Consider the following 18336-nt stretch of genomic DNA (forward strand, 5'->3'; position numbering starts at 1 on the left):
CATGATATTAGTTAAGCAGCCATTGCATGGCTATCTTTTCCGGGGTTGACTGAAATATCATTGAGATTAAAGCTGCTAGAGACTGATTCTGCTTTAATCTGATTAACATGAGGTCTTTTGTTGTTTGTTAAGCTATTAAATAAATCTTCAATGCTTAAGCTATCAGAGTTAAGATAGCTTTGCTTCCACCTTATACAAGGGAGACTCCACAGGAAACGTATCTTCAGAGTTAGTAAACACCATAGCTTCATTTGGGGTTTTTCGATCCGACTTGTTATAAATTGAGAGTCAACATAGATTTTTAAGATAACGATATGAGGTACTTTTTGCGAGGTTTTTGAAGTCTTGTGTAGAGTTGTGTAAATGTTTCACATAACTGGCGTTTGACGAGATGGTGCATAAGAGCGGAGCATCTAGAAGGGCAACATGTCAGGTAGAGTGATGATCCACGCCATCAAAGATTTATTCTCTTCATCCGACTTTAAATCAATTCATTGCCAGCCGTTTATTGGCTATCAGCTGGACAAAATGGGATAAGCTTTTGGGACTAATGCTCCAGTTAGGGGGAGAGATATTGCCCCAAACTTTCGGATTATCCATTAAGTTAAAATAACAGACACCCGCTATTTCAGGATGCTGGTTGATTGTAATTGCGGCATCTTCAAGCCATTTTTGTTGATAAGCTTCTGGCCCCTTAACCCCAAATTCGGTTATAAAGAAAGGCTTGTTGGCAAATCGCATGCGATACGATTTACGATCGTAGATCCTCCGAAAGGTTTCCTGTTGGGCAGGGTCAGTAATATTTTTGTCAGGCAGACCATAAATAGCTATACTGATGTAATCAACGGCATCGTCTCCTGGCCACCACTCCATCGAACCCCGGTCGCCCGCTGGTCCCCACACTTTTTTCACATTAGAAGCGTGATTCTTGTCAAAAAACATAAAATATCGGAATGCCTTGATATATAATACTGGATCCTGACTTTGCCAGGAATATCGGTAAATAGGAATTTCCATTTCATGTGCAAAACGCAAATAAACCGTCTGATTAGTAGCCGAAATAAGGGCATAAAGCTTACTAAATTCTTTATCGTAAACACCGTGAAGGGTATTCAAGAGCACGTTTGTATCTTTTCTGGCATAGGTATCTTTCCAAGGCTCAAACGTTACGATTACATCATGGTTTCGGCTCAGGACATCGTTAAATTCTTTTTCAAAAGAGCCATTTTGTATAGCTCCCAGATCGGTAAATAGATGTTCAACGTGCACGGATTCGTTTTGAACCAGTAACTTCTTCGGGTCATAAACGCCGATTTTAAGAGGAGTTGTCGTTTTGTCGTTGGGTTTTAACGCAGGTTGAACGTCAGATGACGGTGAGAAGAACATGCGTTCTTCCTTTTTTAATTGATGAATCGCTTGATGGAATGACTTAGTAATTATGGATACGCCCTTGTTCTTTATTGTTTGTGGTCCCAACACTAAGACCGGTTTGTTCATAAATCTCATTCTATAGATTTTTCGCCTAATGGCAATTGCCTGATTCACCGGTCGAGGATAGGCATTGGTCAACTCCTCAGACACCCCCTTTAGTGTAACACTGATTAAATCGACTACTTCTTTCCCTGGCCAATACTCTTCAGCACCAGGGTAGCCCGCTGGTCCCCAGACAATCTTTATAGCTGGGAAAGCGGCTTTACACAGTTTTGACACATGCTGAAATGCCTCGTTGTATAGTTTGGGCGATTGGTATTGCCAAGGGTAAACATGAACCGGAACTTCCATTTCCGGGCACCATCTGAGTAAGATTTCTCTATTAGATTTGGAAAGTATACGGCAATATGTCGTTAACGTTTGATCATATTCACCTCTTAGAGTTTCGTTGAGACAATTTTCGTTACAATCAGTCAGTACAAGGCTTAGTAGATTCGTTTTGTCTAAGGCTATTTTCGACGAAAGAGCCTCCACGATATCACCTTCTACAGCCTTACTTAATCGTAAGTAGGTATGTTGGTAACCAGGTTTGCCTACATCACTTTGCTTATCTGTCCGATCAAAAATGCCAATAATGCCCTCCTCTTGATCCCGGTTGATTGAGACTCTGCGGTCCAGTTTGGCCGCGGACAGAACCCTGTTTACCTGTTGTACATGGCAGTATTCGTGAATTAAAAGTACTAGCCCTAAAATGACGGATATTCCTACCAGGTAATAACTGACTTTTAGCTTCATTGACTTAACTAATTTCAGAGATGAAGTTGGAGAGCGATCTAATTTGTGGATCCCAAAAGAATTTCTTATCTATTATAAGTTTACATAAATTTATGGTAACAAACTAATTTTAAATAATAGACATATAATAGTTACTTGTGGGAACTCACGTCAACAGAGCAATCGCTATGAATACGACCTCCCGTTACTCATTCCTTGCCTGTATCCCTTAAGGTACAGGTCGATGGCTCTGTTCCAAAAATTCATCAGCGGAAAAACCTACTAAAGCAGTTTTGCTGATCTAGTTCTATTTATAAATGCAGAGCCAAAATCAGCAGAACGTAGATGCTCTTTACAGGCTATGCTAGAAATGACTTAACCACTCTTGATTAGCCATTAATTAGGTCTAAGTTTTTAAGTATAGATCAACTTCGTGAAAAGCCGAGCGTATAGCATGAATCACTGGTCTGTTTTAACCATCAACCGGTTTGCTTCATGCTTATAAACACCTTTTTTTTGTAAGCATATTGGTTAAACTTGTAAATCTATCTATGGCTTTTAATGAAATCATTCCTCCTCATACTCCCGATAATTTTTATTTTTTCAACCTGTAACAGCGATAATGAAAACAGTTATTCCCCAAAAGTAAGGATTGTAAAAAGCGAAGGGAAGTACATTTTATATCGAGATGGGAAACCATTTACAATCAAAGGAGCGGCAGGCTACTCGCACTTCAGTGAGCTAAGAAAAGCGGGCGGCAATGCTATCCGGATCTGGGATACCCTACATTTAGCGACTATTCTGGATAGTGCATGGGCCAATAACCTGTCCGTTATTGTAGGGCTTCCCATTCCTGACAATAAAGACTACATGATTTATTACGATAATCCGGATAAAGTTGCTTCTCAACTTAAAGCCTATAAGACCATCGTTAATACGTTCAAGGCTCACCCGGCAGTTTTAATGTGGTGCGTTGGCAATGAGTTGACGTTTCCTTATGGGCCTGCTTATAATAATTTTTATAAGGCATTTAATGAGTTAGTCGAAATGATTCATCAGGACGATCCCGATCATCCGGTTACTACGACTATTTTGAATTTTAATGAAAAATACATCTTTAACCTATCTATTCGTTGCCGTATTGATCTTATTTCGTTTAACATTTTCAGCTTGATCAATAAATTAAGGGATGATTTAAACGCTTTTTCCTGGTTTTGGGATGGCCCCTATTTATTGACGGAATGGGGCGTAGATGGCCCTTGGTCTGGTACTGAACAAACGGCCTGGGGGGCCTATATTGAAAATACAAGCACTAAGAAAGCTGAAATTGTCCTGAATCGATATCGACAATTTATGCCTGTCGACGACCCACGTTTTCTAGGTGCTTTTGTGTTTTTTTGGGGACAGAAGCAGGAAACGACACCCACCTGGTTTAGCCTATTTGATGAAACGGGTGCCCGCTCGGAACTGGTGAACACTATGCACACTATATGGACCAGAAAACCTGCCCTCTACCAGGTGCCAGCCGTCAAATATATGCTGGTCGATCAAAAAGGAGCCCGGGATAATATTCTTTTAAATCCCAACCAACCCGTATCGGCCGAAGTGCTGATGGAGTCGCTGACCGACACCATAAAGGACGTTAAATGGCAAATTTTTAACGAAGATTGGTACGCCGAAACGTATCGGAATGCCCCAGCAAAACCAACCCCGCTTTCCCTGTTTACAGCCCAAAGTCGCTTAAAAGCGACCTTTGTGGCACCTTCCAAAGAAGGGCCCTATCGCCTGTTTGCGACGATTTACAATCATAATGGAAGTTATGCAACCTGTAATACGCCATTTTATGTGGTAGGCAAACCATGAAACCAATGCTTTCGGCTAAACCTCCTTCCCGAAAAGAACGAGTTACTTTTCGCCTGATGATTTTACTGGGTCTGATAAGTATGTTCTTCTTTTGGGAGCGGATGCTAGACGAGGGGACCCAAAGTCACAGCCTTCTATATGGATTACTCCTGGTTGCCCTTGGCTTTAGCTGCTTGAAGATTCTCCATGAATGGTATCACTATTTCATTATAACGGTGCCGAAAGCCCCGACTTCAACGCAGGTTTATACAGTGGATATTTTTACCACCTTCTGTGCCGGAGAACCGTATGAGATGATTGTCGAAACGTTGACGGCCATTCAGGACATCTCGTATCCACATACAACCTATCTGTGCGACGAAGCCGACGACCCCTATCTAAAAAAAGTATGTCATCAATTAGGGGTCCATCATATAACCAGGACCGAAAAAAACGATGCCAAAGCGGGTAATATCAACAACGCCCTCAAACAATCATCGGGCGACTTATGTGTGATCTTGGACCCCGACCACGTTCCTTTTTCCCATTTTCTGGATCCGATCGTTCCCCATTTTAATGATCCCCAGATCGGTTACGTTCAGATCGTGCAGGCCTATAAAAACCACGACGATAGTTTGATTGCGAAAGGTGCAGCCCAGCAAACCTACCAGTTTTATGGGCCGATGATGATGACGATGAATCGATACGGAACCGTGCCAGCTATTGGTGCTAACTGCACGTTTCGACGTTCTGCACTGGAATCTATTGGCGGGCACGCAGCTGGATTGGCTGAAGACATGCATACTTCCATGCAATTACATGCCAAGGGCTGGAAGTCCGTTTACGTTCCGGCCGTTTTGGCTCGGGGTCTTGTGCCTTCCACCCTTTCGGCTTATTACAAGCAGCAATTGAAATGGTCGAGAGGTGTTTTCGAGTTGCTGGTCAGCACCTACCCCAGGCTTTTTAAGCAGTTTACCTGGCAACAGAAGTTGCATTACGGTGTTATTCCGCTACACTATGCTTCCGGCTTTGTTTATCTGATCAATTTTGCCATACCCATCCTGGCCCTGCTGTTTGGACTTAGCCCAGTCCATATCGACTTCGCCCATTTCGGTTTGATCGCCTTACCATTCATTTCGGCGGTTATTCTCATTCGACACTTCGCTCAGTGGTGGGTTATGGAAGACCAAGAAAGGGGATTTCACGTGGTCGGCGGCTTATTAATGATTGGCACCTGGTGGGTGTTTATAGTCGGCTTCGTCTACACAATTATCCAAAAAAAAGTCCCCTACATTCCCACGCCCAAAGATAACCGGGAGGCTGATAACTGGCGGTTGAATATCCCCAACCTGGTCGTGATAGGGCTTTCGATGGTTGCCTGCACATACGGATTATACCGGGACTGGAATCCTTATAATCTGATTATGGCCAATTTTGCTGGTTTAAACGCATGTATACTGGGTTTTACCATATTGGCCAGTCGAGAACAACAGTTCGGTAGAGTTGTCAATCATTTTCCCTGGCTAGCTGAATTAACAAGCAGCCTCAAAACGCTTAAGATTAACTTTTGGCTTGTTCGACGCCGGATCTACACGGCTGTGCGGAGTACCGCTTCTTTACTTACCATTAGTCTATTGAGTTGGATTACCTATATAAGCTATCTGGGCGAGAACGAGAATTGGCTTCCCTCTACTACGAATCAGTTTCGATTAGATCCCGTTTTGTCCCAAAAGCTACGAACTATTTCCCGTTTGTTCGACCAGGAACAATCTACCCAACCAGTTCCTTTCACGATTGCTCCCTTGTCCATTACCTGGGAAAACATCTCGAAAAGCGTTGTGCCATTCGCAAGTCTGGACTCAATTTACCAGCTGGGTTCCATTCCGATGATTACCTGGACGCCTATCGTAAACAAATCCGATGTAGCCAATCCGCAAAGAGCTACTGCCATTGTTGAGTCTGTCCTGCGTGGTGATTATGACGCCGATCTACGTCGCTTTTCACAGCAGATTATTGCACTGAAACGCCCGATCTGCCTTAGCCTTGTCCCTGATATAGACATGAATACGGCTTCCTTTGAGGCAAAAACATTTAGAGACTATTGGCAATACGTACACGATTATTTCACCCGACAGGGAGTATATAATGCCATCTGGGTATGGGATCTTGGGAAAGCAAACCGTTTGAATACGTATTTTCCTGGCAAATCCTACGTGGATTGGATCTCTGTGACAAACTTCTCGGCCGGATTGTCATCTAAACTACCTTACCGCCCCATCGATCAACATCCTCTTTTCCGGTCCAGAATCCCTATTGTGTTTATCAGTTCGGGAACTATTTCATCAGCGAATAATCGAAGCGAAGGCTCGGTCACCGCTTTAACCGCTTCGAAGAGCAACTATCCCGCTATGAACAGTTACCTGATTGTGCATCAACCAGGTCCTCACAAATCGGAAGCACCAAAGTCAGCCGAAATACCTAAGCTCATGCTACTAGCTCAGCCGTATACGGATTCAACGAGTGTAAAGCCGAAAAACTTTGTAGTATCCCCTATAGGTGTCAGCTATAAAAAAGGACAGAATTGGACGAAAAGTCTTCAGGCTTTCACCCAAAAAGAGCTTATGGCTGATTTCGAAGCCATGAAACAGGTTGGCCTTAACACCATCCGACGGTATGGCCCTACTATTTATGACTATAACATCCTAAAGGCAGCTCAATCCTCTGGTCTCAAAATTCAATATAGTTACTGGATTCCGGAATTGGTCAACTTCCGACAAGATCAAGCTCGGTTGACTACCTTGAGTCAGCAGATTCTAAGCAGCGTAAACGACCTGAAAGAAAAAGAGACCATTGTATCCTGGCACCTGGGCAACGCTATTCTACAGAAATTAAGTCAGCAGTATGCCAAACCCGAATTGCTTTATCAACAATACGCGTATTTGAGTTGGCTCAAAAAACTAGTTATCGCCATTAAGCAAATAGATCCGGATCGACCGGTAACGGTTGATGTAGAAGTCAATGAAACGCTTCCCCAAACAATTGACATACTCCATCGGGTGATACCTGAAATCGACTCCTATGGATTACTTGTGGAGGGACAAATGACGGTAGATCAGCGTCGGATAATCAGGCAAATAAGGCTTCCTTATTTTTTTAGTTCTATTAGCGTTTCATCGTATGCAGAGTTCAGATCCCTAAAGACCCCAGTTTTTTTTTCCAACTGGCAGGATGAGCAACTGGTTGACCAAGTTAGTTTTAACGGCCTTAGGGATCATTGGGGCCGGAATAAGTTTTCCCTTTTGCAGCTGCGTCAGCTCCGAAAGGGAATACCCTTACTCGATTCACAGCCCACGGTAAAAATCCTGAGGCCAGCACTAGCTACCGAACCCAATGCGGTACTATCGTACCATGTCCTGTTAAATACTGGAGGTAAATGGAGGTTGGCCAGCGATATGCCATCCACTTATTCCTTTGAATGGAAACTAGTTAAGCTTGATCCATTGGGTAAGCCGATTGCTATTCAGGCTAAAGGTAATGGTCCAATCCTTACCCTGAGTATTCCCCCCAATCCATCCTGTTACCGATTGATGCTATACGTATTATCCGGGTCGGATGTAGTCAATGTGGTAACATCTTCACTTAATACGCCCTTGTTGTAGGTATATCCAGTTCGTCGCTTAAAAACGCTCTTTTTGAACTATACTTGTAAAAGGCTCTTTCGAGCCTTTTACTTTTTCTATTTTGTACAACTACAAACGTCCATTTGCTTGCGTACATCTTAACAAAGCTATAAGGGTCATTTGTAAAAGGTTATAACCGAATTATTACCACACACAAATTCAAGATTATAAACGTAACAACTCAAAATATGCCCGGTTATTCCCCGCCTATGAGGACAAAGGATTTTGGGGCCAGTTCAATAAACCATAATTCAAATTAAGCAATTATTGCAGATGCCTTCAAAGTCCAGTCATACGTATAGGTACATTCTCAGTAATCAATACACCAACTTTGTTCTTACGCTTTTCAAGAAAAAAGGATATACTCCTTTTGAGTTCAAAAATGGAAGTGCTCATAGTTTGCAAATCATATTCACACACACTTTTTGCTTTATTTTATTATCCTATAATATTATATTTAAATGTAAAAGTATGTAATCTACTGTAAATGAGCATATTTTAACAATCCACTTAGCTATATCTATAGAGCCTCCGTCTCCCCAGAAAAGCCCTTCGAGAAAATCTCGAAGGGCTTTTCTGGGTATTCCTGTTTTGGGAATTGTTGGTAATGCTTCGATCAGTCCCACCAGTAACATCAAAAATTATTTATTTAAAACAGAACAGGTTTTGTTCTTGTGCATGTTTCTTTTTCATTTGGCTCCTTCCCTGATTTCTCCACCTATCTCTGTCAACAATTTTGATTCAAAAAGCTAGATGTATTTTCAATGAATCTCGCTAAGGGGATTAACGCTGGAGGTTTGCAGGTTCAACTTAATATCAGCATAATACTGTTCAATTAAGACGATTGGCTGAATTCATCTATCATCTTGCGTTAACGAGCAAGGGCATCTATCTACATGAATGTAAAGTAGCCGTATGAATCGCATTAAACGGGTACCTTTTATTCCTGATCGCCAAATTTTGTAAATATCCTTGAGTATATTATCTTTTGGTTAATATGTATCATTTGGAATGAAAAGTAACGCTACAGAACATGTGATGAACCTGAAAAAACACAAGCCTTCTTACAATCTAACTTTTACGATGAAACGGTTTGCTTATATAGCGTGCCTAATGTACCTCATGGGCATGACTCATTCTCTGAAAACATATGCAACTCATCTTGGAAAGCCTAAAATCCAACCAGATTCACTATCAATTCAAGATGAACGTGATCACATTTTTTCACTCCTTGCTTATGCATTAGTTTATCAAGACTGGCAAGGGGAACAAGTGCCCCGGGAAAAAAGAAGAGGATATAACATTGGAGCTTTGCTAGTGAATGAGCAAAATGAACCCTTAGCCTATAACTTAAATTGTATTACTTCTACTAACAATTCAACACAACATGCAGAGATTCGCATGATCACAAAATATTTGGAAGGCAGTCATCAATACAATTTAAGAAACTGCACGGTATATACTACATTGGAACCCTGTGCAATGTGTGCAGGAATGATTCTAATGACAGCTACCAAGCGGGTTGTTTACGGACAACACGATATCGAATTTTCAAAAGCATTTGAACGCCTAGCTGCAGATCACCGGGCAAGCGGAGGACTTGGCCCCTACCCTAGAACTGTTCAGGTCTCTCCTTCCAGCATTCCTCTATGTCAGCAACTCGATCGTCAATATGAAACCTTTCTTCAATCAGATGCTGAAAAAGTACTAGCTAAGTTCTTAGCGTCCGAATCGGCGAAAAGCATCTATCAATCAGCTCATCCTTTACTAGAACAATTTAATGTACTGCACCCCGAAAATATAGGAATTAAACGAGTGGCTCTGGCCTTCTACCAGAAGATTTTGCATTCGATAGATAAATAAGACATCCTATTTTATAATATAATAAGCTACGACAAGGATGTTATATCTACAATCAAAAAACGAATTCAATATTCTCCTTTTCCAAACGTATGAATAGGTTTTAAGACTGCTAAGTTATTTTCCAATACCTTCTGGCTGGCATACTCAATTTTTGACGTGGTAGGTAAATTAGCTGTACTTGATTTATTTTCAATATTCTATCTGGCAAATTCGACTGCTTTACCCAACTTGGTATCCTGTTAACACTAGGGTTCGTATACCTTATTCTCATATAAAATGGACCAGTCAGCTACTTCATCAATCATTAATTGCCCCATTTCATCAAGTTGCTCGAGAAGTTTGATAAAAAAACAACCCTGTTCTATACTCGAAAGTTTCGGGAAACAATCCTTAAGGCGTTCGATGGCTAAAACCTGGTTCTGGTAACGCGTACTAAGCTTTTTACCATCCTGATGAAAATTTATAGCGATTAAAATAATAACAACTGCAGGTAAAAAAGTGGCAATTCCCAGCAAAGGTGGACCAAATATTTCTGCGAGTATAGAACTTACTTCTCCAAACCAATGGAAATGCTCTGCCGTTTCCAATAGTATCTCAAAGCTAACAACTCCCAAAACCGTTTTACTTAGAAACTCAGAAGCTTTTTCAATTTTGTGAAAAATCTGGCTATACCTATTCGAAACCTTCATATAATAATTAATTTGTTCTTGATACCACCAATGTTTAATATTATCTGAATAATCAATTACATCCTTAGAGCTTAATTCAAGTGTGTAAGAGAGGGTTACTTTAAACACCGAAAGTATATCCTGATATTTTTTTCCCGCCGGATTTTTCCTCAACTGGGTCTCGTCGTGCTTACCAATAGTTGGGTTTATAGGATTAAATAGTCCACCAATAACAGAATATTGGTTAAATTTCAAACGCTCGGAAAGATAGCGATATTGAATGGCTAAAGCGTTGTAATTTGTCTTATTAGATTCGCGTGTATTTATAATAATTATTGATAAAATAGCAATTTTAATCAAGCCCAAAACAATCAAAGGCCAGTAAATATGATGCCAATATCTTAGAGAATAGATATAATACATCATTGCTAATACTGCTACACAAACAGCTGCCATAGCTGCGATATAATTTAGCATATAGCTCCCTCGATAATGTATTTGAAAACGATTTGCGTTCTCACTAATAGGCCTACGTATATCCTCAATAGCATCATATATTATTTTTAATTTTTCCAAAATAGGCTGTCTGAAATTGGGATCAAATCGGGGCTTTTCTCTATAAAATAATCTTTCAAATACATTCCAAGCTTGCTTTCTGCACTTAAATAAAAGTCCACCACTTGGTTTAATTAAGTAAACATCTGAATCATATTCTGGTCTTATACGCCTCTCAAACCACTTTACCAATTCTTCAACAGTAACAGCGTGCTTATTTAGATTTGAATCATCTTTTAACAGAAATTCATCCACGTGTTGAAATAAGTAAAATTGATGCTCTTGTAGATCGTAGAAAATTACAGGCTTAGCAAGCTTTAAAGCTACAATCACATTTTCCAACGTACCCCCTCCGTTGATGTTTTCACTTCTAGTAGAAGCAGCGATGAAAACATCCGCAAATCGTGCCAAGACCTGCCCTTGTTGTCTGTACGCTTTTACCCTTGCTTCCTTTCCCTCTGCACCCTTGACATAATGGCCATCCAAATGCAATTTCTGCTCGAGACGTTGATAAAGTGCCTCATAAGCAATCAGATCATCCATGGTATCAACGTAATCTGACTGTTGAAAGGGAAACACTCCACCAGTAGACCACAAGTTTTGCGTATTATTAAACGGAGCTTTTAAGACCAGACTAGTAGCAATTTGATCTGCTCCGTCAGCACAACCTGTTAATAGTTGAAAATGAACGCTATTAACCGCTTGATCTAACTTTTGAAATAAAGTTTCCAGTTCGGGCTCAAGTCGATTAAGTTGTTCGTATTTCCTTTTTCCGGAAAAGGAAAGGGTAACATTTTTAGTTATGTTCGTATACATAGGTTTCTAAGCTTACACTTGGGAAGATTTAACACCGAAATCTTTTAATAAGGCTGGTAATTCATCAATTCTGGCAAAGTGCAATTTAGTTTTTTGGTACCCTTCCCCTTCTCTGTTGACATGGAATAAAATACCTTGCTGAACTCGGTCTAACAATAGTTCACTATGTTGTTGTAATAGAGCATCATTTTTCCTTTTTACTATATTCTCTTTATACGTAGGATTTAAACTAAAGCGATCCTTCATAGTAACTAATTTAGGAGATATCTTTAAGGGGTAAATTGTTCTAGGTAAATCGAGAACAATTCCATCAACATGATAGATAAATGCCATTCCTTTCCCATCCTCTGGATCGCTTAGTCGTTCTTCTTTGACTTGATACCCTGCCTCTGTCAGCACATCGGCCATACGTTTCTGGTCTTGTGCATAAGTGTTTAATACGCTATCGGGGCGAACAATAACCAATTGTTTAATCTTATCAGGGTGTTTGGTAATAAACAGGCCATCCCGAAGAAGACGCCCCACAAAATTATAATAATAGCCAGTTGCTAGACCCACAGCTGCACTAATGTCGACAATAGGTAATCCTTTATAAAACTGTGTGATCCGATTATTGCTAAAATTGGTATCGTTATGAATATCAAGAAATATAAAAAGTGGCCCACGGAGATTCCTTTTAAGATCGTCTTCTTTAGGAGAATATCTGTAGATTTTGTAGTTACGAAAATAAAATTGTTGTTCTGTTCCTTCCTCACTCATCATGATACACGGTAAGCCTAATGCGTGTACTAAACCTAGTTCATAATAAACATTAGCACTTGGTGCTCCTTTGGAACTGCCTTTAGGAGTTAGGTTGATTATGACCAGATCAGCAATATCTAATTTCTCTAGAATACCATCAACAATTTCTGTATTATGAAAAGCAGTAGGAACATGTACTTCTGTAGTCATTACGCCAGCATCTAGCAATAGTTCTTTGGCTCGATCTTCTTCTAAAAGTTCCCTAACAACAATACCTAATTCAGTCGTTGAGACATTAATATCATTAGTATTACCCATCGAACCTAGAACCAAAATATCCAGGCGTGCGTCCTCAAAGTAATTTTTCCTATTCATAGGTGATGAGAGTATAATTAGAGGCATGAGAAAAATTCAATTAAAACAACCTAATTTATGAGTACCAGAAAGTTTCAGCCTGATTGATATTCAATTCTCACGCTTTTGCTATCTAATATACTTTTCATCTACTGTATTAAACAAATCAATCAGCAGAGCTTTACTATATGCAAAATAGAAATCCATTTCCAATTTTACTAATTATAAAGCTCAGAAATAAATAAGCTATTCATTTTTAAATCAGGACAAATTTAGTGAATCAAATAGCTCTATTGCATAGCTCTGGAAACACACATTTTCGACCTAAACAGCCTTCTCTATGGGCCGACATACACAATGTTAGTACCTTTTATTGGGTAATTCCACGGTTATGATTGCAATCATAGGCAGGTTTTACCCAGTCTATACTACCAAAGAGCCATGCAACAAAGCCGAATTAAATTAGAAATTGTAATAAATTTTATTAATAGTATAACCTATTGATTAATGTTATTTAGTTTATCAATTTCAAGTTAAATATTATTTCCCTATAAATTGTAAATAACAGACTACATTCATATAGCAGTATGATTTGATTTTACTTAGGCCAGTAGAAATATATTTACACTTACGTATACATCCAAGAGTATTACTGCACCGCTCCAATCATATTCTGCTCATTCCGGGCACCTCCAGTGTAAAGCACCTGGAAGAAAATATGGCCGCGGGAGAGATTTCATTAACCGATCAGGAAATGGCAATGCTTAACCGCATCGCTGAATGAACCGTTTCTGATCTGCCCTAAAACGCCAAGAGGAATCCAGACTGGATTCCTCTTTGTATTGCTTATCAAGTAGTAATCAACTATTGAATTTTCTTTACCCGCACGGCGGATGGTCCCTTGGCCGTATTTTCAATCTGAAATTCTACGCGGTCTTCCATTTCTACGGTTCCTTTCACCTGCAAAATGTGTAAGAAAATGCTTTCCTGAGTCTGGTCATCTTTGATGAATCCATAACCTTTGGCAGCATTAAAGAATGACACAACGCCAGAGTGGATTACTGGATCGTCATTCACGGGGCCTTTTACCGTAAATTCCCGGGGGGCTTTTGTCTTACGTAACTCAGGGGGCACACTGGTAAGATTGCCGTTTTCGTCAACGTAAACGAATAACTCCTCAACGGTTTTACCCTTGCTGGAATTTTCTTTACGCTGCTCTTTGCGGAGCTCTTTCTCCTGTTTTTTCTGAATTTTTTTCTTGGTGGTTTCTTTCTTACCGAATGTCTCCTTGGCTCTACCCATTAATACGAATTTAGATTTAAGATGATATAACGTTGTAGCACCGACTGTTGAAATAACTGATAAAAGGCTTTGCGGAAGAACAAAAGAATAGCCTAAAATGAAGATCAAGAAGTGCTCTACTTCGTGTAGTAATAGCAAAACTACAATTTTTTACTGATAGTTCCTAAACAGCTCTCCGATCTCTGAAAAGCTTTCCTGACTGATTTTCAAATAAAAAGACTTAATAAGCGGGATTATCCAATTAGTAATCGTACCTTTCCGACTCAATAAAATACAATGCAAGAAGGAACCATTAAGTTTTTCAATGAAACCAAAGGATTTGGTTTTATTACTCCAAAAGATGGAGGTGAAGACGTTTTCGTACATACTACCGGTCTGCGTGATCAAGTTCGTGAAAACGACGTTGTTACTTACGAAGTAACCATGGGAAAAAAAGGATTGAACGCGATTAACGTACAGGTTATCTAAATATCCGTCCTGATTTTAACAGCAAAGAGGTTCGAATGCACGTTCGAACCTCTTTGTGTTTTACAGCCTTCCAGCTTCCAATAGTACAATTTCATCAGCCAGACTTCTGAAAAGACGTAGTTTTCATTTATTTGGTAATCGCAGCAAGTTCTCTAAAATCACTTGCTTTCGTTTTGGCTTTCCCCCCAAGTTTCTAAACAGTGATACTCTCCATACATCCGCTTGTCTGAAAAGAACAGCTCTCCTACTAGTTATTGAATTACTCCCAAACTGGCTGCTGACCATTTCATGGTAGTAATCGAAAAATACTGGCCTTATACCTCACACATTAGTTTAAACTAATTCTAAGTTAACTTATTCATTGTTAGTCATTTATTAACTGAACTAGAAGAACCAGTTTTTGTAAAAATGACACGCATAATGGTTCAACGGTTAAATCCTACCAAACAACGTATAAAGTCTACAGTTCATAGAAAAGCGAAGTCTATGTTTAGGCTTCGCTGTACTTTTGAATCATCAAACGGTTTAGACACATAGGTTTAGAGGTTAACGGGAAACTCCTTCGTGATTCATGAAGGAGTTTTTTTATGCCAGACCTCAAGGCTCAAAAGCTCAGTCAAACCGAATAATCATTGGTTATTGCGTCTTTTGAGCCTTGAGACCTGATTTCCTTGCCTCTTAGAAAGATTCAATTTTACTCTTCCCATTTTGGAAAAGGATCCCGAAAACGAACACCTGCTTCCATTTGCCGAATTTCTGCCGCGGTGCAAAGGCAGCTTTCCAGCTCCCGGATGATTTGCTCTTTGGGTAAGTCCTGCCCAATAATCACCAGTTCGTTCATGCGATCCCCAAACTCAGGATGCCAGCGTTTACGAATGAGTAGCTCATTTTCCAGATAAGCTGGGTAATACAAACGTTCTTTTTCGGGAATGGCCGCCCACCAGGTTCCTGCGGGTTCCGCTCGCAGCGATCCCCCCGCCTGTCCCCAGCTCAGAGCCTTCGTCGGACGTGAAGCCAGCCAGAATAAGCCTTTCGACCGAATGACTCCCGCAGGCCACTCTTCGGAAATATAGTCCCAGAACCGTTGCGGATGCAGAGGCCTCGAATCCCGGAAAACGAACGAGCTGATGCCATATTCTTCCGTTTCGGGCGTATGGTGACCCTTTTCCAGCTCTGCAATCCAGTTCTCTGATTCCGCCGACTCTTCGAAATTAAACAGTCCGGTGTTCAGGATTTGTTCGGGTTCGACGTGTCCGAAGCTAGCTTCCACAATTCGGGCCTGTGGATTGAGTTTGTGTAAAATAGCCTTCAATTCCCCCAGCCGCTCGGGGCTTACCAAATCCGTTTTATTCAGGACAATCACGTTCGCAAATTCAATCTGATCGGTCAACAAGTTCACAATCGTACGCGTATCTTCCGGGTCGTCCTGATTCAGCTTCCGACTCCGAACGGTATCGATTGAGCCAAAGTCTTTGGCAAAATTGAAGGCATCTACTACCGTCACCAGCGTGTCTAGCTTACTGTATTGGGATAGATCGATTCCCATCTGGTCATCCACATAGCTAAAAGTCTGAGCTACGGGTAAAGGCTCAGAAATTCCAGTGGATTCAATCAGCAAATAATCAAACCGCTCTTCACGGGCCAGCTTCTCCACTTCAATCATCAAATCTTCCCGAAGTGTACAGCAAATGCAGCCATTTGACATTTCCACCAGCTTTTCTTCGGTCCGCGAAAGGACATTTTGCGAAGCCACCGTCTGGGCATCTACGTTCACCTCGCTCATGTCATTGACAATCACGGCCACCTTTAACCCATGTTTGTGATGAAGAATGTAATTCAGCAAACTGGTTTTTCCGGCTCCTAAAAAGCCACTTAAAACGGTAACAGGAAGTTTTCTCATCAGATCAGCAATTTTTCGCTCGACTTATTAATGCAACATTGTTGCAAATATAAGATTAAATGCAACAATGTTGCATTTAATAAAAATCAATATTCGATCTTCTTCTACTCTTCCGTTCATTCCCGTAAACTTTGTACATTCGTTTCTTGCCCTTAGTCACTTCTAAATTCTTTCCAATGAAACGTATCGCTACCTTCCTGTTTTTCTATTGTTGTGCTAGCCTTGCTTCCGAAGCCCAGGATCGTCCGCTGGGAAAAACCTTTGCGACCCGCAGTGTCGTGATGGCTCAGCGAGGCATGGCCTGCACCTCCCATCCTCTCAGTACGCAGGCTGCCCTTGACGTGCTGAAATCTGGGGGTAATGCCATTGACGCGGCCATTGCCGCTAATGCCATGGAAGGTGTAGTCGAACCCCACGTGAACGGAATAGGCGGCGATATCTTCGTTATCGTGTGGGATGCCAAAACCCGAAAACTTTACGGACTAAACGGCTCGGGCCGCTCGCCTTATGGTTTGAGTCTGGCCGAACTTAAAAAACGGGGATTGACGCACATTCCATCCAAAGGGCCGCTGCCGGTCTCGGTGCCGGGTTGTGTGGATGGCTGGTTTGAGTTACACAAACGTTTTGGCAAAATACCGATGGAAAAGGTGCTTTCGCATGCCATTCATTACGCAACGGTGGGTTACCCCGTGCATGACGAAGCGTCTTTTTCCTGGAGTAAGATGATCGCCAATTTTGGGGATTTGCCAAACGTTAAAGCGACCTACGCCCCCAACGGACACGCTCCAGCCCGGGGCGAAATTTTTAAAAACCCGGATCTGGCTAAGACGCTTACGCTGATTGCCAAAGGGGGTCGCGATGCTTTTTACAAGGGCGATATTGCCAGGACCATTGACGCCTTCATGAAGAAAAATGGGGGGTTCATTACTACCCGTGATCTGGCCGATCATACCTCGACGTGGATAGATCCCGTTTCGACGAATTACCGGGGGTATGATGTGTGGGAGTTACCTCCCAACGGACAAGGCATTGCAACGCTGCAAATGCTGAACATTCTGGAAGCCTATGATTTCTCAAAAATTCCCTATGACAGCCCCGAGCGGATTCACCTGTTTACGGAAGCAAAGAAGTTAGTTTATGAAGACCGGGCCAGGTATTACGCAGATATGGATTTTGCTAAGTCACCTGTCAAAGCTCTCCTTTCCAAGGAATACGCTGCCGAACGACGCAAGTTAATTGACCCTAAGAAAGCTTCCAGCCGTTTCGATGCAGGAAATCCGGCTTTGAAAGATGGCGATACGATTTACCTGACCGTTGCCGACGGCGAGGGAAATATGGTTTCTTTAATCCAGAGTAATTACCGTGGTTTTGGCTCGGGTATGGTTCCCGACGGATTAGGCTTTATGCTTCAGAATCGTGGAGAAATGTATAGCCTTACCGAAGGTGAAATGAATACCTATGCCCCGCATAAACGTCCATTTCACACCATCATTCCAGCCTTTGTTACCAAAAACGGTCAACCTTTTATGACGCTTGGGGTGATGGGTGGAAGCTTCCAGCCCCTGGGTCACGCTCAGATTTTGATGAACATGATTGATTACGGCATGAATCCGCAGGAAGCCGGAGACGCTCCCCGGATTGACCACCAGGGTTCGTCGGAACCTACGGGCGAACGCATGGTAGACAGTGGTTACATCACGATGGAGTCAGGCTACGCGTACGAAACCATTCGTGAACTCATGAAAATGGGCCACGCCATTCGGTATAGCCTCGGAGCTTACGGCGGTTACCAGGCCATTATGTACGATCCCGTTCAGAAAGTTTACCACGGAGCTACGGAATCCAGAAAAGACGGGCAGGCCGCCGGATTTTAGGCAGTTGTGCGTTTAGCGAGGTTCTCATTTTTGTTATTAATACAAAAAGCCGGCTTTCCTTTTGGATT

General features: G+C 41.5%; 11 protein-coding genes. 6 read left to right on the forward strand and 5 right to left on the reverse strand.

Annotated elements, in window-relative coordinates; genetic code table 11:
• Positions 1-486 precede the first annotated feature (486 nt).
• Entirely contained in the window at positions 487-2226 is a 1740-nt protein-coding gene (locus QE357_RS11755) for a hypothetical protein (RefSeq protein ID WP_309707622.1), read from the reverse strand.
• 540 nt (positions 2227-2766) lie between these two features.
• On the opposite strand from QE357_RS11755, the gene QE357_RS11760 reads away from it, so the two are divergent.
• From QE357_RS11760 to QE357_RS11770, 3 genes are all read left to right on the forward strand, one after another.
• Entirely contained in the window at positions 2767-4068 is a 1302-nt protein-coding gene (locus QE357_RS11760) for a glycoside hydrolase family 2 TIM barrel-domain containing protein (protein WP_309707624.1), read from the forward strand.
• Positions 4065-7706: a glycosyltransferase family 2 protein gene (locus tag QE357_RS11765; RefSeq protein ID WP_309707626.1), complete on the forward strand. Its 3642-nt coding sequence runs from the start codon at positions 4065-4067 to the stop codon at positions 7704-7706. Before QE357_RS11760 ends, QE357_RS11765 begins: the two co-directional genes overlap by 4 nt.
• A gap of 1032 nt (positions 7707-8738) precedes the next feature.
• Complete coding sequence (locus QE357_RS11770; protein WP_309707628.1) at positions 8739-9590, forward strand: nucleoside deaminase; 852 nt, start codon at positions 8739-8741, stop codon at positions 9588-9590.
• A gap of 245 nt (positions 9591-9835) precedes the next feature.
• Here the strand turns inward: QE357_RS11770 and QE357_RS11775 are convergent, their stop codons facing one another.
• Both QE357_RS11775 and QE357_RS11780 read right to left on the reverse strand, forming a co-directional pair.
• On the reverse strand, positions 9836-11629 hold the full coding sequence (locus QE357_RS11775; protein ID WP_309707630.1) for a hypothetical protein: 1794 nt from the start codon (positions 11627-11629) through the stop codon (positions 9836-9838).
• Positions 11630-11641: 12 nt separating this feature from the next.
• Entirely contained in the window at positions 11642-12745 is a 1104-nt protein-coding gene (locus QE357_RS11780; protein ID WP_106638475.1) for an STING domain-containing protein, read from the reverse strand.
• Positions 12746-13316: 571 nt separating this feature from the next.
• On the opposite strand from QE357_RS11780, the gene QE357_RS11785 reads away from it, so the two are divergent.
• Entirely contained in the window at positions 13317-13508 is a 192-nt protein-coding gene (locus QE357_RS11785; protein WP_309707634.1) for an aldo/keto reductase, read from the forward strand.
• Between the two features lie 80 nt (positions 13509-13588).
• Here QE357_RS11785 and QE357_RS11790 read toward each other — a convergent pair whose 3' ends face one another.
• The gene (locus QE357_RS11790) at positions 13589-14026 is read right to left on the reverse strand and encodes a cold shock domain-containing protein (RefSeq protein ID WP_309707636.1); all 438 of its coding nucleotides are present in this window, start codon (positions 14024-14026) and stop codon (positions 13589-13591) included.
• Positions 14027-14302: 276 nt separating this feature from the next.
• Here QE357_RS11790 and QE357_RS11795 point away from each other — a divergent pair, with 276 nt between their 5' ends.
• On the forward strand, positions 14303-14494 hold the full coding sequence (locus tag QE357_RS11795) for a cold-shock protein (RefSeq protein ID WP_106638477.1): 192 nt from the start codon (positions 14303-14305) through the stop codon (positions 14492-14494).
• Between the two features lie 694 nt (positions 14495-15188).
• Here QE357_RS11795 and QE357_RS11800 read toward each other — a convergent pair.
• Positions 15189-16394 (reverse strand): GTP-binding protein, encoded by a 1206-nt coding sequence (locus tag QE357_RS11800; RefSeq protein WP_309707638.1) that lies wholly within the window; start codon positions 16392-16394, stop codon positions 15189-15191.
• Positions 16395-16570: 176 nt separating this feature from the next.
• Between QE357_RS11800 and ggt the strand changes: the two genes are divergently transcribed.
• Entirely contained in the window at positions 16571-18268 is a 1698-nt protein-coding gene (ggt, locus tag QE357_RS11805; protein ID WP_309707640.1) for a gamma-glutamyltransferase, read from the forward strand.
• Positions 18269-18336 lie beyond the last annotated feature (68 nt).

This window comes from Siphonobacter sp. SORGH_AS_0500, assembly GCF_031453245.1.
Lineage (GTDB): Bacteria > Bacteroidota > Bacteroidia > Cytophagales > Spirosomataceae > Siphonobacter.